The organism is Kluyvera huaxiensis, assembly GCF_040149365.1.
Lineage (GTDB): Bacteria > Pseudomonadota > Gammaproteobacteria > Enterobacterales > Enterobacteriaceae > Kluyvera > Kluyvera intermedia_A.
This window is the reverse complement of sequence record NZ_JBEFLV010000002.1, coordinates 230,579-250,401: the sequence shown is the minus strand read 5'-3', so window position 1 is coordinate 250,401 and position 19,823 is coordinate 230,579. Positions and strand designations below refer to the sequence as shown.

The window sequence follows — 19,823 nt, the reverse complement described above, 5'->3', positions numbered from 1 at the left end:
TCAAATAAGCGGTAAGGTTTTCAACTCAATGGCGTTAACTATAGTGGCAGAAAAAAGCCCCAACGGTGTGGGGCTAAATCATAAGATCATGCATTCTGCGTGACGTTTACCTGTCCATCCGACAGCTTTTCAACGCGCAGCGTTGTCAGCGTAGAGAGGACAAAATCAACCTCCAGCAGCTCAGGGGTTTCCGCTGGCACATTCACTGCCGCAACATAGCAGCCTGCCGCCAGCCCGGGCTGTACGCCTGCCGGCGCATCTTCCACCACCAGACATTCCTGCGGCGACAGCCCCAGAAGTTTGGCACCTAGCAGATAAGCATCCGGCTGTGGTTTACCGTGCTGCACCTGTTCTGCGGTGACAAACACCGCAGGCGTTGGTAATCCTGCGGCGCGATGACGAGCATGGGCCACCGGAATCGAACCAGATGTAACAATAGCCCACGGAATGGCATTGGCTTCCAGGTGCTCCAGCAGTTCCAGCGCACCCGGCAGCGCACGGATCCCGTTAAGATCGGTCGCTTCGATATGCTCCAGACGCAGAAACTCAGCCTGAATCTCCGCCTCTGACTTGCCCGGCATAAAGTGCCGTAATGTGGTGATGGCCTGTTTGCCGTGGATATACGCCAGCACCGCATCCGGGTCAACGCCATAGCTTTCAGCCCAGAAATGCCAGGAACGTTCCACCACCGCCAGTGAGTCTACGAGGGTACCGTCTAAGTCAAAAAGAAAACCTTTACACTGCACGGAAGCCCCCATCAGGCGTTGATAATCTGATTAATTTCGTTGCTGCTCAGATGATACTGACGCGGGCAGCCGTGCCAGACATTCAGCATGCGCTGATATTTATCCCACATCGGGGTTTGCGCATTAAAACCGTGGGTGCCGGCATCAAAATGGGTATAACGGCCTTCGATATTCACCATAAAGCGGACGTAACCCAGGAAGCGCGCTTCGGTAGCCGCATCAAAACCGAGGAAGGTTACGCGACGTTCGTCGATGGTGGCGGCATCTTTTAGATTGGTCCACGACACGTGCAGCGCGTGATACATCTCCATGATGTCGATGACGATACGACAGGTCTCTTCTTTGAGTTCGCCAAATTCTCTGTCCAGCTCGCGCATCTGTAAACCATAGCCACGTTCAATTATGGTTTGCAGGCGGCGGTAGCGCTCAGCATTGTCGGGGTCAAGCATAGTCATCATTTTGTACTGATTGGACAAAATCAGACGTTGAGCGTGGGTCATTTCCATTTTTCGACTCCTGTTGCGCTTGGCAGCAAAAAAAAAGACACAAATATTGTGTCTTCTTTTATATGCGTTTTTCGCATGTAATTACAAATCATCAAGGAAAGTTTTATCCAGTTGTTTGAAGGCGCGCTTAAGCGTGTCAGCTAACGCCTGATAATCAGGCTTGCCTTCTACCGGTGCCAGCGCTTGTCCGGCTTCCTGTAATTTACCGCGTACCTCATAAAACCACTGTAATGTGGACGGCGGCAACGGGGTAACGGAGCGTTTACCTAACCACCATAATCCCTGCATCGGCAGGCTCAGCGCAAACAGCGCTGTGGCAACGGCTGGGCCAAGTTGCCCACCGAGGGCAATTTGCCAGCACAGCGTAAAAATGGCGAGCGGCGGCATAAAGCGTATGGCGTGGCGAGTCGCGCGAATCACGCGGTTCTCAACAAATACCGGCGCAAGTCGCTTCTCCAACGGCCACGTCTTTGAATAGTGCTGCCCCCGGCTGAACAAACTGAAGAAACTGACCGGGCGTTGCTCGGGTGTCGACATGGCTTACCTCAACTTCACGTATAAAAATTAAAATATTTTTGAAAAACAACAACTGGGTATGACATCGTTCAAAAAATTTTGGCATAGCCCCTGCAATCGGGTATCCTGTGCCAGCCTGAGATAGCCAGATTCTATACCCGTCGCCTTTCAAGTTGTAGATGCGTAGTCTGCGTCCGTTTACCCCCACTCACATAGTCATCTATGCTTAAGGGGTATCGCGGGCCCGTCGCTTTTCTATCACTCGAAATCCAGAGGGTAAATGCTCTCCGGCAAATCAAATTATTGCATATTCTGCCATTGGCTGAAAATTATGCAAAATGACTTAGAATCAATATGTATTTCTTAGATCATGCCTGAAAAACGTTTCGGGCATGATGTTAATCATAAATGTCGGGGTCATCCTGCGCTACGCTTAATGACTCATTGACGTTTTTTTAGCCACGTATCATAAATAGGTACTTCCATGTCGAGTAAGTTAGTACTGGTTCTGAACTGCGGTAGCTCCTCCCTGAAATTCGCTGTAATCGATGCAGTTAACGGTGAAGAGCACCTCTCTGGTTTAGCCGAATGTTTCCATCTCCCTGAAGCACGTATCAAGTGGAAAATGGACGGCGGTAAACAAGAAGCGGCTTTAGGTGCAGGCGCCGCTCACAGTGAAGCGCTGAACTTCATCGTTAATACTATTCTGGCACAAAAACCAGAACTGTCCGCGCAGCTGACCGCTATCGGCCACCGTATCGTACACGGCGGCGAGAAGTACACCAGCTCCGTTGTGATCGACGAATCCGTGATCCAGGGCATTAAAGATTCTTCTTCTTTTGCTCCGCTGCATAACCCGGCTCACCTGATCGGTATTGCTGAAGCGCTGAAATCCTTCCCGCAGCTGAAAGATAAGAACGTTGCCGTATTCGATACCGCGTTCCACCAGACCATGCCGGAAGAGTCTTACCTGTACGCTCTGCCGTACAGCCTGTACAAAGAACACGGCGTTCGTCGCTACGGCGCACACGGTACCAGCCACTTCTACGTTACTCAGGAAGCAGCAAAAGTACTGAACAAACCGGTTGAAGAACTGAACATCATCACTTGCCACCTGGGCAACGGTGGTTCCGTTTCTGCTATCCGTAACGGTAAATGCGTTGACACCTCTATGGGTCTGACCCCGCTGGAAGGTCTGGTAATGGGTACTCGCTCTGGCGATATCGATCCAGCAATCATTTTCCACCTGCATGACACCCTGGGCATGAACATCGACCAGATCAACAAGATGCTGACCAAAGAGTCTGGCCTCCTGGGTCTGACCGAAGTCACCAGCGACTGTCGTTATGTAGAAGATAACTACAAAGAAAAAGCAGATGCTAAACGTGCAATGGACGTTTACTGCCACCGTCTGGCGAAATACATCGGTTCCTACACCGCGCTGATGGATGGTCGTCTGGATGCTGTTATCTTCACCGGTGGTATCGGCGAAAACGCTGCAATGGTTCGCGAACTGTCCCTGGGCAAACTGGGCGTTCTGGGCTTCGAAGTTGATCACGAACGTAACCTGGCTGCCCGTTTCGGCAAATCCGGTTTCATCAACAAAGAAGGCACCCGCCCTGCCATCGTTATCCCGACCAACGAAGAGCTGGTCATTGCACAAGACGCCAACCGTCTGACTGCCTGATATCACACCGCCAGCCTAGCTGGCGGTGCTGTTTTGTATCCCGCCTGAAACTGGCGGTAACGAAAGAGGATAAACCGTGTCCCGTACTATTATGCTGATCCCTACCGGAACCAGCGTCGGCTTGACCAGCGTCAGCCTTGGCGTAATCCGTGCTATGGAACGCAAAGGCGTTCGTCTGAGCGTCTTTAAACCTATCGCACAACCGCGTAGCGGTGGCGATGCGCCAGACCAGACTACCACCATCGTTCGCGCGAGCTCTTCAACGACGACCGCCGCTGAACCGATGAAAATGAGCCACGTAGAAGCCCTGCTCTCCAGCAATCAGAAAGATGTGCTGATGGAAGAGATCATCGCTAACTACCATACGAACACTAAAGATGCAGAAGTTGTACTGGTTGAAGGCCTGGTCCCAACCCGTAAGCATCAGTTCGCTCAGTCTCTGAACTACGAAATCGCTAAAACACTGAACGCGGAAATCGTGTTCGTGATGTCTCAGGGTACCGATACTCCGGAACAACTGAACGAGCGTATCGAACTGACTCGCAACAGCTTTGGCGGCGTAAAAAACACCAACATTACCGGTGTTATCGTCAACAAGCTGAATGCACCGGTTGACGAACAGGGCCGTACTCGCCCAGATCTGTCTGAGATCTTCGATGACTCTTCCACCGCGAAAGTTATCAAAATCGATCCTGCTAAGCTGAACAGCACCAGCGCCCTGCCAGTTCTTGGCGCGGTACCATGGAGCTTCGATCTGATTGCAACTCGTGCAATCGACATGGCGCGTCACCTGAATGCCACCGTCATCAACGAAGGCGACATCAACACCCGTCGCGTGAAGTCTGTGACCTTCTGCGCACGTAGCATTCCACACATGCTGGAACACTTCCGTGCAGGTTCCCTGCTGGTAACTTCAGCAGACCGCCCAGACGTTCTAGTTGCCGCTTGCCTGGCAGCAATGAACGGCGTGGAAATCGGTGCTCTGCTGCTGACCGGCGGCTACGACATGGATCCACGTATCAGCAAACTGTGCGAACGCGCATTTGCTACCGGCCTGCCGGTATTCATGGTGAACACCAACACCTGGCAGACCTCTCTGAGCCTGCAGAGCTTCAACCTGGAAGTTCCGGTTGACGATCACGAGCGCATCGAGAAAGTTCAGGAATACGTTGCTAACTACATCAACGCTGACTGGATTGAATCTCTGACCGCTACCTCTGAGCGCAGCCGTCGTCTGTCTCCGCCAGCATTCCGTTACCAGCTGACCGAGCTGGCGCGTAAAGCGGGCAAACGTGTTGTTCTGCCAGAAGGCGACGAACCACGTACCGTTAAAGCTGCCGCTATCTGTGCTGAACGTGGTATCGCTACTTGCGTACTGCTGGGCAACCCAGATGAAATCACCCGTGTTGCAGCGTCTCAGGGCGTTGAACTGGGCGCAGGCGTAGAAATCGTTGATCCAGAAGTGGTTCGCGAAAGCTACGTTGCTCGCCTGGTCGAACTGCGTAAAAACAAAGGTATGACCGCAACCGTTGCCCGCGAACAGCTGGAAGACAACGTGGTTCTCGGCACCCTGATGCTGGAACAAGACGACGTTGACGGCCTGGTTTCCGGTGCGGTTCACACCACCGCGAACACCATTCGCCCACCGCTGCAGCTGATCAAAACTGCACCGGGCAGCTCTCTGGTTTCTTCCGTGTTCTTCATGCTGCTGCCTGAACAGGTTTATGTTTACGGCGACTGCGCGATCAACCCGGATCCAACTGCAGAACAGCTGGCTGAAATCGCTATCCAGTCCGCAGACTCCGCGATTGCTTTCGGTATCGAACCACGCGTTGCGATGCTCTCCTACTCCACCGGTACTTCTGGTGCAGGTAGCGATGTAGAGAAAGTCCGCGAAGCAACTCGTCTGGCACAGGAAAAACGTCCTGACCTGATGATCGACGGCCCACTGCAGTATGACGCCGCCGTGATGGCTGACGTTGCGAAATCCAAAGCACCGAACTCTCCGGTTGCAGGTCGCGCTACCGTGTTTATCTTCCCAGATCTGAACACCGGTAACACCACCTACAAAGCGGTACAGCGTTCTGCCGACCTGATCTCCATCGGGCCGATGCTGCAGGGTATGCGCAAGCCGGTGAACGACCTGTCTCGTGGCGCGCTGGTAGACGATATCGTCTACACCATCGCCCTGACCGCGATCCAGTCTTCACAGCAGCAGTAATCCTTTCACCACCCGTTCGCGGGTGGTTTTAAGGCAAAAAAAATCCGGAAGCGGGAAACCGTTCCGGATTTTTTTATGCCTGTGATAGCGCGAATTTATTCGGCTTCTTCCTCAACATGCGCTTCATTGTTCGCGTTGCGGGTCATCCACAGCGCCAGCGCTTTCAGCGAGTCATCGGTGAAGTCGTCGCAGCGAGCGGTGATCTCTTCCGGCGTCATCCAGCGAACCTCGCTGACCTCTTCTTCCTGCAGAGCAAACGGCCCGTGGGAAACACAGCTAAACAGGCTTCCCCACACCCGACAGTTCTTATCTTCAAAATAGAACTGGCCGTGATCGGCAAACGGTACGCCAGCAATCCCTAACTCTTCTTCCGCCTCACGGCGAGCAGAGTCCAGTAATGGCTCATCAGCCTGAACGACACCCCCAGCGGTGGCATCCAGCATACCCGGCTGGTAGTCTTTCGTCTCAGTGCGACGCTGAACCAGGATTTTCCCCATGCCGTCATGGACGACGATGTAGGTTGCCCGGTGACGCAGGCACTGCGCGCGCATTTGTTCACGGCTCGCTTGCGCGATGACCTCATTGTCTTCGTTGACAATATCGACCCATTCCGTGCTTGCCAAATGATTCTGCTCGACCATCAGAAAACCTTAAATTGAAAGCGCTCTTACGGCGCGTTTTATGATTGATGGGTAACTTACGGGTTAATAGCAACCTCTGCAATAACCCGCTGATCATTGAGTGCTAAAACCTGCAGATTTCTTCCGTCCATCAGCCCATAGCTAGCAGCAAAGCCGCCTTTAGGAATGCTAACCGAACCGGGATTAAATAAGAATATCTCGCCGCGTTTTTCTGCCACCGGCAGGTGCGTATGGCCAAAAATCAGCACATCGCCAGATGCCAGCGGTGGAAGATTATCAGGGCCGTAAAGATGACCGTGAGTCAGAAAAAGCCGCTGCGTGTCGGTTAACACCTGCTGCCAGGGTGCGGTAATGGGAAAGTTCAGGAGCATCTGGTCAACTTCGCTATCGCAGTTGCCGCGAACGGCAATAATTCGCGCGGCAAGGGTGTTCAGGCGATCGGCGACCTCGGCTGGCGCATAGCCTTCCGGAAGCGCATTGCGCGGTCCGTGGTTAAGCACATCCCCCAGAATCACCAACCAGTTCGCGCCGCTGTCGGCAAACAGCGACAACACACGTTCGGCGGCGGGCAACGAGCCATGAATATCCGATGCAAACATCAGCTTCATTAATCAAATCCCTACAGTGATAATCCTTACTATCATAATGGATTACCTCTTCTTTTTCAGCCTACACGTTTAGCCGATAACGCTGCATAGCGCTGAACAGAGGCACGTTGCCACTGGAAAGCCGCGTACTCAGCGAGTACTTCCGGAACATCATCCCCGTTTAGCACCAGCCGGTTAAGCATCAGCGCCAGGTCACTGTCGGCGATACACCATTCGCCAAACAGATTGGGCCTACCGTGGGCCAGAAGCACGCTGGCGGTGTCAAAAAGTTTAGCCGCGCTTTGGCGTCCTGCTTCACTTAATGGTGCTTTTTTCTCACCGGCAAAAACCACCGCGGTGGAGCGCTCTTCACGGATAGGCATGAGATCGCTGCGCAGCCACGCCTGCACCTGCCTGGCGCGGGCACGTTTTTGTATATCGTGAGGATACAAACGTTCCCACTCCGGCGGCGCAAAACGTTCGTCGAGGTATTCGGTAATGGCAGAGGATTCGCTGAGTTCAAAACCATCCACGTCAAGAAGCGGTACCCGGCGGGTAGCGGTATAGCCTTTCCAGCCCGGTTTCAGCTGTTCACCCAGATTCAGATTGATGGTTTTGAGCGTGAATGGCAGCCCTTTTTCCTTCAAGGCAACATACACGGACATCACATAGGGGGAGAAAAAATCGGAGTCTGACCAAAGGGTTATTACAGGCTGGCTCATGGCGCGTCCTCAATCACAGACAAAAGATGCACGAACGATGGGCGCAGAAACTGCTGCCCATCTAACATAATAGCCAAAATAGCCTGTCTACCGGGCGATGTCACTTGCCCACAACATGAGGATTTTGCAATTAGCCAACCACCAGCGTTTTGGGCTCCAGGTAGGCCTGCAATCCCCATTTGCCCATTTCACGCCCCAGACCAGACTGTTTAAAGCCGCCAAACGGCGCCAGATGCTCGTGCTCCAGAGTATTAACCTGCACGCGACCAGACTCAATCTGCAACGCCATTGCCTCACCGCGCTGCCGTGAGCCGCTTAATACCAGCGCGCTCAATCCATAATCCGTGTCGTTGGCGATAGCCAGCGCTTCGGCATCATCGGCATAAGGAATGACCACCAGCACCGGTCCGAAGATCTCCTCTCTGGCAATGCGCATTTGATTGTGCACATCGGTAAAGATTGTCGGCTTCACGCTCCAGCCGTTTTCCATCCCCGCAACGCGCCCTTCTCCACCGGTCAGCAATCTCGCGCCTTCCTGTACACCCAATCGAATATAGTCCTGCACGCGCTGCCACTGCTTGCGGCTAACCATTGGGCCGATAACCGTCTGCACATCGCGCGGAGAGCCTGCGGGGAACTGCGCGATAGCGGCAACCATTTCCTGCTCGAACTCCGCTTTACGCGACGCCGGAACCAGAATACGCGTACCGGCAATGCACGCCTGTCCGCTATTCATAAAACCCGCCTCCAGCGCCAGGTGTACCGAAGTTTTCAGGTCGGCATCATCAAGGATAACCGTTGGTGATTTGCCACCCAGCTCCAGCGTTACGCGCTTCAACGTGCGAGCCCCGCTTTCCACGATATGTTTCCCCACCGCCGTCGAGCCGGTAAAGGAAATTTTAGCAATATCCGGGTGATGATTAATAACATCGCCCACCACGTCACCACGACCGGTGACGATGTTAAATACGCCAGCCGGAATTTGCGCCGCGTGCAGCGCCTCGGTGATAATCTGAGTCTGCCAGGCACTCATTTCGCTTGGCTTAATGACGGCAGTACAACCCGCCGCCATCGCCGTCGCCAGCTTATTGCAGATAAAGCCAGCATCGCTGTTCCACGGCGTAATCAATCCCGCGACCCCGACCGGGGTCATAACAACTTTGGCCCGTCCAACCGACTCTTCAAAAGCAAAGGTCTTCAGCGCGTCAATTGCACAGCAGATAGTCTGCGCAGGCCAGGCCGCCATCCAGCTAGCGCGTGATGATGGCGCACCATATTCGGTGATAATGGCCTCCAGCAGGTCGGACTCACGTGCCACCACAGCCTGATGCATGCGTTCCAGTACCGCAATACGCTCTTCTCGTGAGGTCCGGGACCAGGTTGGGAATGCCGCTTTTGCTGCCGCAATCGCCCGCTGAGCATCATCGGCATCCGCCAGGCGAACCTGGCCAATCACCGCTTCCGTTGCCGGGTTAAACAAGTCAAATAGCTCGCTGCCGTGCGGGGTAACAAATTCGCCGTTGATATAAATTTTGTCGATGTGCTGCATTATTCTGTCCTCTCATCATGGGATGTCGCACAGTATAAGAAACGTCTATCATCGCGATAAGAGGGTATAATGAGGACAAGCTGTCACGAAAATCGGGATAATCATGCACCGTAGCGGTCTAACCGAACTTGAAGTTGTCCTTGCCGTCGCCCGGCAACAGAGTTTCCGCGCGGCTGCACGCGAGCTTGGGCTGTCGGCCACCGCCGTCAGCAACGCCGTCGCGGGGCTGGAGGCACGTCTTAACGTGCGCCTGTTTAACCGTACCACCCGCAGCGTAGCCCTGACCGAACAGGGGCGGCGGTATATTGCACGTATTGCCCCTGCGCTGGCGGAAATTCAGCGCGCGGCGGAAGAAATCACCGCCGAACCCGGAATACCGACGGGCACACTGCGAATCAATGCCCCGCGCGAAAGCGTATCGTTGCTGTTTAATCTGTTTGACACCTACTTGCAACGTTATCCGCAGATGCGGCTGGATATCACCACCGAATCAAGGATGATCGATATTGTCGCTGAGGGCTACGATGCCGGGATCAGGCTCGCCGAATCAGTGCCGCAGGATATGATTGCCAGCGCACTCACGCCGGACGCCAGAATGGTTATCGTCGGCTCGCCAGACTACTTTGCCCGCCATGGGATCCCGCAAACGCCAGATTCACTCGCAGACCACCACAGCATTGGCATGCGAATGTCACATGGTGGGGTTTATCACTGGGAACTGGAGCGCCATCAGCATAAATTCACCGTCAACGTCCCACCGCGGATGATCGTCAGCGAAATGCAGGTTATCCATCGAGCGACCCTGGCCGGGCTGGGGCTGGCGTTTATTTCAGAGTGGTTTATCCAGGACGATCTCGCTAATGGTAAGCTCATCAGCGTACTGGATGAATGGTGCCCTGTCTTCGGCGGTTTACGTCTTTACTATCCGGGCCACCGCCACATTCTGCCCGCGTTACGCGCATTTATTGAACTGGCGCACGAACTGAATACCCGCCAGACACTGCCGCGATAAAGATGCTTTCGTGTATGATGCCCAAGACAACAATAAATAAGGAGAATACCTGCAATGTCCGAGTCCAACGCCATTATTCGCATTAAGAATCTACGCCTGCGCACGTTTATCGGCATTAAAGAAGAAGAGATTGCCAACCGCCAGGACGTGGTCATCAACATTGAAATTCGCTATCCGGCGGAGCAAGCACGCAATAGTGAAGACATTAACGATGCGCTGAACTACCGCACCATCACCAAGAGCATTATTCGCCACGTGGAGAATAACCGTTTCTCTTTGCTGGAAAAATTAACTCAGGATGTGCTCGATATCGCAAGCGAACATCACTGGGTCACTTATGCTGAAGTGGAAGTCGATAAAGTTCACGCGCTACGCTATGCCGACTCGGTCTCTATCACCTTAAGCTGGCAACGTTAGGCGCCCCTTCCCAGGGAGGTCGCATGAAGATTCTGATTACCGGTGGTACCGGCCTCATAGGCCGCCACCTGATTCCGCGCTTATTAACGCTTGGCCACACGGTCTGCGTAGTGACCCGTTCCCCGGAAAAAGCGCGCCAGGTGCTTGATGCGCGCGTTGAACTCTGGCCAGGGCTACAGAATATTTCATCGCTCGACGGCATAGACGCCGTGATTAATCTTGCCGGTGAAGCTATTGCCGACAAGCGCTGGACCGACGCACAAAAGCAGAAGCTTTGCGACAGTCGTTGGACCATAACTCAGCGTATCAGCGAGCTGATTCTGGCCAGCACCACCCCGCCAGCGGTGCTGATTTCTGGCTCCGCCACCGGCTATTACGGCGATCTCGGCGAAGTGGTCGTGACGGAAGAAGAGCCGCCGCATAATGAATTTACCCATAAATTGTGCGCACGCTGGGAGCACATTGCCAGCAGCGCAGAAAGCGACCGCACCCGTGTCTGCCTGCTGCGTACCGGGGTTGTTCTCGCCGCACAAGGCGGTATTCTCGCTAAAATGCTGCCGCCATTTAAACTCGGTCTCGGCGGCCCTATCGGCAATGGCCGTCAGTATCTGGCGTGGATACATATCGACGATATGGTCAACGGTATTCTCTGGCTGCTTGATAACGATCTGAGTGGGCCATTTAATATGGTTTCGCCCTACCCCGTTCGCAACGAACGGTTCGCCCATGCGCTGGGGCATGCGTTAGATCGTCCCGCGATTTTACGCGTTCCCGCCACCGTGATACGCCTGCTGATGGGAGAGTCTTCGGTACTGGTACTCGGCGGACAGCGTGCGTTACCCAAACGGATAGAAGCCGCTGGTTTTGTCTTCCGCTGGTACGATCTGGATGAAGCGCTGGGCGATATTCTCGGCAAACGACACTGACAGTACGGTGATAGCGACCCGCTATCACCGCCTTCCCATGGAATACGCCTCGCATTTCAACTCTCTGATCGATTCCCCGTAAATACAAACGTGAAGCCGGTTCCAACACGCCGTAAATCCTCCTGTCATAACTGCCTGAGCTATCACTTATCGAACAATTACCGTTGACATTCGTCAACACCCATTTGATACTCAACAGGACAGATAGATGAAGGAACATCCAGACAAACATATCCGGGCAGCGATTGAATATGCGCTAGCGCGTGGATGGTTATTGAGTCCCGCCGGTCATAGCGCTCACTGTTTCGGTCGTTTGAAATGCGGCCTCGCGGAACACCGCGACCATATGATGAGTATCTGGTCGACACCGGCGGTTCCCCTTCATCATGCGCGGCAGATAATGCGGATGGTTGACCGCTGCCGGCGAAAACATTCATAGCTATGGAGGAAGGAACGATGTCGTTATTCAATTTCACGCTGACGCTTTCCGGCGTCACCCGCAGTACGCCTCACCTGGAAGACGCCTTGTATAAAGCACACTGCGACGATGCCCTAATCTGTTTTTATGGTACGGCGGTGTACCTCGATTTTGACCGTGAAAGCGACACGCTCGAGCATGCCATTTTGTCTGCTATCAAAGATATTGAATCCGCCCCAACGCTTAATGCCCGTGTCGAATCCGTCGATGCGGTGCTAGTTGGCTTGAGCGATATCGCCGAACTCACCGGCGTCTCCCGGCAGGCTATTTCGCTGCTGAAAGAGGGTTCCCGTGGTGCTGGTCAGTTTCCCGGCCCGATACAGCGCGTAAAAGGCAGTTCACCGCTATGGCGCTGGCAAACGGTGGTTAAGTGGCTGGTTGACGAGGGACGTTTGCCCGCGCAATCGCCGATGGTAGCCCACGCCCGCACACTGGACAGCCTCAACCTGGCGCTACAGCTACGCGCGTCACAGGAGAGCCAAACGGTACTGAATTATTTCCAGGGGTTGAATTGCCCCGTACCGATTAACCGTTAACACCCTGTTATTGCTGTCTTTCAGGTGCTAAGGTAGCCCTTTACTTCGCGCACTGGCACTCTGATGGCAACCCTCTCCACCGCACGTTTACAACTTTCGCCCTTTCATGAACACGACTGGCCTTTTTTCCTGGCGCTTCGACAAAACAATGAAGTGATGCGCTTTATGGGAGAAATTCTGGACGAGTCGGCGATACGCGGGGTGTTTGAACAGCGCTGTAAGGAGCCGGGGATTTTCGTCATCCGCGATGAAAAAGGCACTGCGCTCGGCGATATTGGTCTGCGGATCAGCCATAAAAACCCGCATGAGGCCGACATAGGCTACGCGCTATTGCCGCAGGCTCAGGGCCACGGCTATGCCAGTGAGGCGCTCAATGCTATCTGCGACTATGGTTTTAACCAGCTTTCGCTGTGGGCCATTAATGCATGGGTATTAGGCGATAATCGCGGCTCAGCGCGACTTCTGGAAAAACGTGGATTTATCCGCACGCAGGTGCTGGAAAAAGCCTATCAGCTGAACGGCGAGTACTACGACGACTGGGTTTACCGGCTGGAAAACGCCCCCACCGCCAGGTGAGGGCGAAAGACTTTTACTTGAGCGCTCCGCTCAGGAACTGCTGTAGGCGGGCACTCTTCGGGTTGCCGAAAACTTCATCCGGCGCTCCCTCTTCCTCGATTTTTCCCTGATGAAGGAAAATCACATGCGAGGAAACATGGCGAGCGAAGCCCATTTCGTGAGTCACCACCACCATGGTTTTCCCCTCTTCCGCCAGTTGCTGCATTATGCGCAGTACTTCCCCAACCAGCTCAGGATCGAGCGCGGAAGTCGGTTCATCGAACAGTAGCACTTCCGGTTCCATTGCCAGCGCTCGGGCAATAGAAACGCGCTGCTGCTGGCCACCGGACAAATGCACCGGGTATTTATTCTGCTGGCGTTCGTCAATGCCCACTTTCGCCAGGTATTTCACCGCCCGCTCGCGCGCTTCAAGCTTGCTGAGCCCAAGCACCTGAATAGGCGCTTCCATCACGTTCTCCAGCACCGTCATATGGCTCCAGAGGTTAAAGTGCTGGAAGACCATCGTCAGGCGGGTACGCAGTAAACGCAGCTGGTTCTTATCCGCCACCTTTAGCTGCCCGTCGGTATCGCGAACCAGGCCAATATTCTGCCCATTGACGATAATGGAACCTTCACTCGGTTTTTCGAGGAAGTTGATGCAGCGCAGGAAGGTACTTTTGCCCGAGCCGGATGAGCCGATGATGCTTATCACATCACCCGCATCAGCCTTAAGCGACACGCCCTTCAGCACTTCCTGCTCGCCGTAACGTTTGTGCAGGTCGATTACGTTAAGTTTTTTATCAGACATCATATTCTCAGTGCGTAGAAGACGGTTTCATATGCTGCAACCAGCGTTTTTCCGCTTTACGGAACAGGCTTATCAGCACATACGAGATGATTAAGTACAGCACGGCCGCGATCCCGAAGGCGGTAAAGGGCTGGTAGGTTGCGGAGTTAATATCACGGGCAATTTTCAGCAAATCGGGCACGGTGGCGGTAAACGCCAGCGCCGTCGAGTGCAGCATCAGGATCACTTCATTGCTGTAGGCCGGCAGCGCAATGCGCAGTGCCGATGGCAAAATGATGCAGCGATAGAGCTTAAATGACGAGAAACCGTAGGCCCGCGCGGCCTCTATTTCCCCTGCGGGTACCGAACGAATGGCACCGGCAAAAATCTCGGTGGTGTAGGCACAAGTGTTGAGCGTTAAAGCCAGCACAGTACAGTTGAGGCCACTGCGGAAAAAGGCATTGAGCATCTCGGTGCCCTTGACGATTTCCAGCGTGTACATCCCGGAGTAGAACACCAGCAGCTGCACGTACAGCGGCGTACCGCGAAAAATATAGGTGAACAGCCATACCGGGAATTTGATGTACTTGTTGCTGGAGACGCGAGCAATCGCCAGGAACAGAGCCATAAATCCACCCATCACTACCGACAGCACCAGCAGCCAGAGGGTGATTGCCACGCCGGTAAAACGATAACCGTCGCTCCACAGCAGCGCTTTCCAGTACTCCTGAATAATTTCAATCACAGGTCAGCCCTCTTCACACCCACGGAGTAGCGGCGTTCGAGCAGCAGCAACACGCCATTGGAAACGGTAGTAAACAGCAGATAAATCAATCCGCAGACGATGGCGAAGTAGAACGGCTCCCAGGTGCTTTTGCCCGCAAGCTGAGTCGCTTTGACCACATCTTCCAACCCAAGCAGCGATACCAACGCGGTGGCCTTTAAAATCACCTGCCAGTTGTTGCCAATCCCCGGCAGCGCATAGCGCATCATCGCCGGGAACAGAATGCGGCGGAAGGTTTGCGCGCCGGTAAACCCGAAGGCCGTGGCCGCTTCAATATGCCCTTTCGGCACCGCCATAAAGGCACCGCGGAAGGTTTCGGTAAAATAAGCCCCGTAGATAAAACCGAGGGTGATGATCCCCGCGATCATCGGGTCGATATCAAACTGCGATAACCCGAGCGCGTCAGTCACCAGATTAAGCGCCATCTGCAAGCCGTAAAAAATCAGCAGCATTAGAACTAAGTCGGGCACCCCGCGAATCAGCGTGGTGTAGCCCTCAAAAATTAACGCCAGTACGCGATTTTGGGAGAGCTTGGCTCCCGCGCCGACCAGACCAATAAGCACGGCCAGAACCACTGAGCTGAGAGCCAGCTCGAGGGTAACAACGGCGCCCTGAAAAATAACCTGTGAAAACCCGTACAGCATGCTGCCAGTCCTGTCTTGACGCCCATCGCCCGGTAAAGCCGAGACGATGGGTTACTGGTGATGATTACTCGCCGTAAACGTTAAAATCGAAGTATTTTTTCGCCAGCTTGTCGTAGGTGCCGTCAGCGCGCATCTCAGCAAATGCCTTGTTGAGCGCGTTCAGCAGTTCGGTATCGTCTTTACGCAGACCCATACCGGTACCCACCCCAAACAGCTTCTCGTCTTTAATCGACGGGCCGCCGAACTGGTAGTCTTTACCGATAGGCTGTTTCAGGAAACCCTCACTCGCCGCCACTTCGTCCTGGAATGCCGCGTCGATACGACCGGCGGTCAGGTCGGAGTAGATATTGTCCTGTCCCTGGTAGGAGACAATTTCAATACCTTTCGGTGCCCAGTGCTCGTTACCGTAAGTTTCCTGAGTGGTGCCCTGTAACACGCCAACGCGCTTGCCTTTCAACGTGGCGAGATCTGGCGTCACCGGGGAACCCTTTTTCACCACCAGACGGGAATCGGCGGCGTACAGTTTGTCGGTAAAGGCAATTTCCTGCTGACGTTTTTCAGTGATCGACAGCGACGACATAATGGCATCGATTTTCTTCGCTTTCAGCGAGGGGATCAGGGCGTCCAGCGGGTTTTCCACGAAGGTACATTGTGCCTGGATGCGCTTACACAGCTCTTTTGCCAGATCAATGTCAAAACCCACTAATTCACCCTGTGCATTTTTTGACTCGAACGGTGCATACGTTGGGTCAGTACCAATACGCACTTTTTGCGGGATTGCTGCAAATGCGCTTGAAGCAGAAGCAAGCGCTAAGACCAAAGAAAAAGATAACGCCAGTTTTTTCATATTATCCTCAACAGACAGTAATTCTTGTGGGTTTTTTAGAAATAATCTGAGCAGTTATCGTGCCATCTTTCGGCCTATCAAGGCAAAGCATTCTGCCCTGACTGATGGCTTTTTTCTCATTAAAAATGCTTAATTATGCAACCACGCGCAATTTTCGAGCAAAAAGCGCACCACCGTGGTGCATCACAAAATCAATGCACCACGATGATACATTTACTGCAGTTAGTCGCCGTAGACGTTGAAGTTGAAATATTTCTTCGCCATCTTGTCGTAGGTACCGTCAGCACGCAGCTCCGCCAGCGCTTTATCAAACGCTGCTTTCAGCTCAACGTCGTCTTTACGCAGCCCGACGCCGGTGCCATCACCAAAGAATTTCTTGTCTTTGACGGACGGACCTGCGAAATCAAAATCTTTACCCGCTGGTTGCTTGAGGAAACCTTCGCTAGCCGCCACTTCATCCTGGAACGCCGCGTCAAGACGACCGGCTGCCATATCGGAGTAGATCAGATCCTGGTTTTGATACGCTACAACATCGATGCCTTTGCTACGCCAGTTTTCGTTGGCATAAGCTTCCTGAGTGGAACCCTGCAGAACGCCGATATGCTTGCCTTTCAGCGCATCAAGGGTAGGCAAAATCGCCGAGCCTTTCGCCGCAATCAGACGTGAGTCCGCCGCATACAGCTTGTTGGAGAAGGCGATTTCCTGCTGGCGTTTTTCGGTTATCGACAGCGAAGAGATGATGGCGTCGATTTTCTTCGCTTTCAGCGACGGGATCAGCGCGTCAAAGTCGCTGCCCACCCAAGTACATTTGATGCTGGCGCGTTTACACATTTCATTGCCCAGATCGATATCAAAGCCGATGAAATCGCCTTTGGCATCTTTCGAGGAGAACGGTGCGTAGGTAGTATCGGTGCCGATACGAATGCTCTGTGGCAGTGCGGCAAATACGCTGGATGCGCTGCTGAGACCCAGCAGCAAAGAGAGAGCCAGAACCGTCTTCTTCATACGTTCCCCTATTAAATCGTGATGTCGTTAACTACTCATAATTATGTTGTGTGCGTCTGCAGAATCTTATTTGCATCTTCTGTGCCATCTTTAACGCTAATAAACACACTGTTAAAAATGTTAATGAAAAGATAACAAAAGGTGACCACAAAGAAAGATATCAGCCGCAGCGCATAAATCGAGCACAAATAGACAATCGGGATGATTAAATATCGAGGATTTGATCGGCGTTACAAAATCGCCCTGAAACAGGGCAAAGAATACATCATGCGCCCTGGTTGGGCGCGCTACGCGCCGGTCCAGCGCGTAAAGAGATCCTGCGGCAGGTCGATATCGAAAAGATCGAGCACGCGATTTACCGTCTGGTTAATCACATCGTCCAGCGTTTGTGGGCGGTGATAAAATGCTGGCACTGGCGGCATGATAATTGCGCCAATCTCGGCGGCCTGGGTCATCAAACGCAAGTGCCCCAAATGCAGCGGCGTTTCTCGCACGCACAGCACCAACGGACGGCGCTCTTTGAGCACCACGTCAGCGGCACGCGTTAACAAGCCGTCGGTATAGCTATTGACGATACCAGAGAGGGTTTTGATTGAGCACGGCAGAATAATCATCCCGGCCGTTTTAAAAGAGCCTGATGAGATACTGGCACCGATATCGCGGGCATCGTGCACAACGTCGGCCAGCGCCTGAACCTCACGCAGCGAAAAGTCGGTTTCCAGCGCCAGCGTCTGGCGTGCCGCCTGGCTCATCACCAGATGCGTTTCGACATCCGGGAGGCTACGCAGCACCTGTAGTAAGCGAACGCCGTAAATGGCGCCGCTGGCGCCGGAGATTCCAATGATGAGTCGTTTCACACAAACCGCCCTGTTTCCATAATGAAGCAAACTTTGCCGGATTACGGCGCCAGACGCAACCGCGAGGCGTGATTATCGATATTAGTTGGCTTAAAGGGGGTTGAGCCATAACTATAAAAACGGCTGTCTGAATTTGCTCAAAGCCAGATGACGAAAAACAAACGGGACGGTGTGCTATTTCGGCGCATCGAGGGACTGGGTTAGGGAAGGCGAAACGGAGATAGGAACTGATCCAGATGAAAAAATCGGATGCGAATCGATTCGCATCCGGCCTTTACCAACTTAACCTTCGTTGTGCATCTCTAAGTTTTCGACTTCATTTTGCAACAGCATCGCTTTGGCGTCGTCATTGCGCAGTGAATCGAGGAAATCAAGATAGGTCTGGTCAACGTCTTTGGTAACGTACACGCCGTTAAATACCGAGCATTCAAACTGCTGAATGTCCGGGTTCTCAGCGCGGACGGCTTCAATCAGATCGTTAAGATCCTGGAAGATAAGACCGTCTGCACCAATGATCTGCCGGATTTCGTCCACTTCACGCCCGTGAGCAATCAGCTCGGTAGCGGTTGGCATATCAATACCGTAGACATTTGGGAAACGAATCTCCGGCGCGGCAGAGGCCAGATAGACCTTTTTCGCTCCGGCTTCGCGCGCCATTTCGATAATCTGCTCAGACGTGGTACCACGCACGATGGAATCATCCACCAACAGGACGTTCTTACCGCGGAACTCGGCGCGGTTGGCGTTGAGCTTACGACGCACTGACTTACGACGCAGCTGCTGACCCGGCATGATAAAGGTACGGCCAACGTAACGGTTTTTCACAAAACCCTGACGGTACGGTTTATCCAGAATACGGGCAATCTCCAGCGCGATATCGCAAGAGGTTTCTGGAATCGGGATAACCACGTCGATATCCAGATCTTCCCACTCGCGCGCGATTTTCTCGCCAAGCTTGGTGCCCATGTTAACGCGAGCGCTGTAGACGGAAATCTTATCGATAAAGGAGTCCGGGCGCGCAAAGTAGACGTATTCGAACAGGCATGGGTTGCTCACCGGGTTGTCAGCACATTGACGGGTAAACAGCTGCCCTTTCTCAGTGATGTAGACCGCTTCGCCCGGCGCCACATCGCGCAGGAATTCAAAGCCCAGCGTATCCAGCGCCACGCTTTCGGAAGCCACCATATACTCGGTACGACCGTCGCCAATATCACGTTTGCCCAGCACCAGCGGACGGATGCCGTTAGGGTCGCGGAAAGCAACCATGCCGTGACCGATAATCATCGCGACGCACGCATAGGCACCACGAATCTGACGATTCGTCGCGGCAATGGCGGCAAAGATATTGTCGGCTTCCAGCGGGTAATGGCGGAAGTTATCCAGCTCGCTGGCAAAAATATTGAGCAGGATTTCAGAATCAGAAGTGGTGTTGATGTGGCGGCGTTTCTCTTCAAACAGCTTCTGACGTAACTCATGCGCGTTGGTCAGGTTGCCGTTGTGCGCAAGCGTAATACCGTATGGCGAGTTAACGTAGAAAGGCTGAGCTTCAGAAGCGCTGGAGCTGCCCGCCGTTGGGTAGCGCACATGGCCAATACCCATATTGCCCTGCATACGCTGCATGTGGCGGGCTTCAAAGACATCGCTGACCAGGCCGTTTGCCTTACGCAACCGGAAGCAGTTGTTGGCATCAATGGTGATGATGCCAGCGGCATCCTGTCCACGGTGCTGCAGCACCGTTAGCGCATCATAAATCGACTGGTTAACCGGCATGACACCGGCGATACCGACAATACCGCACAT

The 19,823-nt window shown here is 53.5% G+C and carries 22 protein-coding genes; 8 read left to right on the top strand and 14 right to left on the bottom strand.

All coding sequences use genetic code 11. The features are described from left to right. Positions 1-86 precede the first annotated feature (86 nt). The 3 genes from ABOC97_RS03360 to yfbV form a co-directional block, all read right to left on the bottom strand. The gene (locus ABOC97_RS03360; protein WP_349594059.1) at positions 87-758 is read right to left on the bottom strand and encodes a sugar phosphatase; all 672 of its coding nucleotides are present in this window, start codon (positions 756-758) and stop codon (positions 87-89) included. After that, positions 758-1,252: a YfbU family protein gene (locus ABOC97_RS03355; RefSeq protein ID WP_234502250.1), complete on the bottom strand. Its 495-nt coding sequence runs from the start codon at positions 1,250-1,252 to the stop codon at positions 758-760. Before ABOC97_RS03355 ends, ABOC97_RS03360 begins: the two co-directional genes overlap by 1 nt. Positions 1,253-1,333: 81 nt before the next feature. Next, positions 1,334-1,789 carry a terminus macrodomain insulation protein YfbV gene (gene yfbV, locus ABOC97_RS03350; protein ID WP_062772630.1) on the bottom strand — a complete coding sequence of 152 codons (456 nt, stop codon included), beginning with the start codon at positions 1,787-1,789 and terminating at the stop codon, positions 1,334-1,336. A gap of 463 nt (positions 1,790-2,252) precedes the next feature. Between yfbV and ackA the strand changes: the two genes are divergently transcribed. Together ackA and pta are read left to right on the top strand one after the other, a co-directional pair. Next, complete coding sequence (gene ackA / locus ABOC97_RS03345) at positions 2,253-3,455, top strand: acetate kinase (protein ID WP_234502252.1); 1,203 nt, start codon at positions 2,253-2,255, stop codon at positions 3,453-3,455. 76 nt (positions 3,456-3,531) lie between these two features. Continuing rightward, complete coding sequence (pta, locus tag ABOC97_RS03340; RefSeq protein ID WP_349594054.1) at positions 3,532-5,676, top strand: phosphate acetyltransferase; 2,145 nt, start codon at positions 3,532-3,534, stop codon at positions 5,674-5,676. 95 nt (positions 5,677-5,771) lie between these two features. Here the strand turns inward: pta and yfcD are convergent, their stop codons facing one another. The 4 genes from yfcD to ABOC97_RS03320 form a co-directional block, all read right to left on the bottom strand. Beyond that, positions 5,772-6,317: an NUDIX hydrolase YfcD gene (gene yfcD / locus ABOC97_RS03335; RefSeq protein ID WP_234502254.1), complete on the bottom strand. Its 546-nt coding sequence runs from the start codon at positions 6,315-6,317 to the stop codon at positions 5,772-5,774. A 56-nt stretch (positions 6,318-6,373) separates the two neighbouring features. Then, the gene (gene yfcE, locus ABOC97_RS03330) at positions 6,374-6,925 is read right to left on the bottom strand and encodes a phosphodiesterase (RefSeq protein ID WP_349594050.1); all 552 of its coding nucleotides are present in this window, start codon (positions 6,923-6,925) and stop codon (positions 6,374-6,376) included. 56 nt (positions 6,926-6,981) lie between these two features. After that, positions 6,982-7,626, bottom strand: a complete 645-nt coding sequence (yfcF, locus tag ABOC97_RS03325; protein ID WP_349594047.1) for a glutathione transferase — start codon at positions 7,624-7,626, stop codon at positions 6,982-6,984. Positions 7,627-7,756: 130 nt separating this feature from the next. Then, positions 7,757-9,175, bottom strand: coding sequence for an aldehyde dehydrogenase family protein (locus ABOC97_RS03320; RefSeq protein WP_349594044.1), 1,419 nt, complete (start codon positions 9,173-9,175; stop codon positions 7,757-7,759). Between the two features lie 103 nt (positions 9,176-9,278). On the opposite strand from ABOC97_RS03320, the gene ABOC97_RS03315 reads away from it, so the two are divergent. The 6 genes from ABOC97_RS03315 (at position 9,279) to ABOC97_RS03290 (ending at position 13,120) form a co-directional block, all read left to right on the top strand. Further along, entirely contained in the window at positions 9,279-10,187 is a 909-nt protein-coding gene (locus ABOC97_RS03315; protein WP_349594041.1) for a LysR family transcriptional regulator, read from the top strand. A 54-nt stretch (positions 10,188-10,241) separates the two neighbouring features. After that, positions 10,242-10,604 (top strand): dihydroneopterin triphosphate 2'-epimerase, encoded by a 363-nt coding sequence (folX, locus tag ABOC97_RS03310; protein ID WP_349594038.1) that lies wholly within the window; start codon positions 10,242-10,244, stop codon positions 10,602-10,604. A gap of 23 nt (positions 10,605-10,627) precedes the next feature. Next, positions 10,628-11,530: a TIGR01777 family oxidoreductase gene (locus ABOC97_RS03305; RefSeq protein ID WP_349594034.1), complete on the top strand. Its 903-nt coding sequence runs from the start codon at positions 10,628-10,630 to the stop codon at positions 11,528-11,530. 208 nt (positions 11,531-11,738) lie between these two features. Beyond that, positions 11,739-11,969 carry a hypothetical protein gene (locus ABOC97_RS03300; protein ID WP_349594031.1) on the top strand — a complete coding sequence of 77 codons (231 nt, stop codon included), beginning with the start codon at positions 11,739-11,741 and terminating at the stop codon, positions 11,967-11,969. Between the two features lie 17 nt (positions 11,970-11,986). Further along, positions 11,987-12,544: a helix-turn-helix transcriptional regulator gene (locus tag ABOC97_RS03295; RefSeq protein WP_349594028.1), complete on the top strand. Its 558-nt coding sequence runs from the start codon at positions 11,987-11,989 to the stop codon at positions 12,542-12,544. Positions 12,545-12,607: 63 nt separating this feature from the next. After that, the gene (locus ABOC97_RS03290; RefSeq protein WP_349594025.1) at positions 12,608-13,120 is read left to right on the top strand and encodes a GNAT family N-acetyltransferase; all 513 of its coding nucleotides are present in this window, start codon (positions 12,608-12,610) and stop codon (positions 13,118-13,120) included. Between the two features lie 13 nt (positions 13,121-13,133). Here the strand turns inward: ABOC97_RS03290 and hisP are convergent, their stop codons facing one another. The 7 genes from hisP to purF all read right to left on the bottom strand — a co-directional run bounded on the left by hisP (position 13,134) and on the right by purF (position 19,823). Beyond that, complete coding sequence (hisP, locus tag ABOC97_RS03285; RefSeq protein ID WP_349594022.1) at positions 13,134-13,907, bottom strand: histidine ABC transporter ATP-binding protein HisP; 774 nt, start codon at positions 13,905-13,907, stop codon at positions 13,134-13,136. A 7-nt stretch (positions 13,908-13,914) separates the two neighbouring features. Then, entirely contained in the window at positions 13,915-14,631 is a 717-nt protein-coding gene (locus ABOC97_RS03280) for an ABC transporter permease (RefSeq protein ID WP_052285432.1), read from the bottom strand. Next, positions 14,628-15,314 carry a histidine ABC transporter permease HisQ gene (locus tag ABOC97_RS03275; protein ID WP_234502265.1) on the bottom strand — a complete coding sequence of 229 codons (687 nt, stop codon included), beginning with the start codon at positions 15,312-15,314 and terminating at the stop codon, positions 14,628-14,630. Before ABOC97_RS03275 ends, ABOC97_RS03280 begins: the two co-directional genes overlap by 4 nt. A gap of 64 nt (positions 15,315-15,378) precedes the next feature. Further along, a complete protein-coding gene (gene hisJ, locus ABOC97_RS03270) occupies positions 15,379-16,161 on the bottom strand; it encodes a histidine ABC transporter substrate-binding protein HisJ (RefSeq protein ID WP_163448740.1) in 783 nt (260 codons plus the stop codon). Between the two features lie 222 nt (positions 16,162-16,383). Then, positions 16,384-17,166, bottom strand: coding sequence for a lysine/arginine/ornithine ABC transporter substrate-binding protein ArgT (gene argT / locus ABOC97_RS03265; protein ID WP_349594018.1), 783 nt, complete (start codon positions 17,164-17,166; stop codon positions 16,384-16,386). Positions 17,167-17,453: 287 nt separating this feature from the next. Beyond that, complete coding sequence (locus tag ABOC97_RS03260) at positions 17,454-18,023, bottom strand: UbiX family flavin prenyltransferase (RefSeq protein WP_349594015.1); 570 nt, start codon at positions 18,021-18,023, stop codon at positions 17,454-17,456. A 282-nt stretch (positions 18,024-18,305) separates the two neighbouring features. After that, a complete protein-coding gene (gene purF / locus ABOC97_RS03255) occupies positions 18,306-19,823 on the bottom strand; it encodes an amidophosphoribosyltransferase (RefSeq protein ID WP_349594012.1) in 1,518 nt (505 codons plus the stop codon).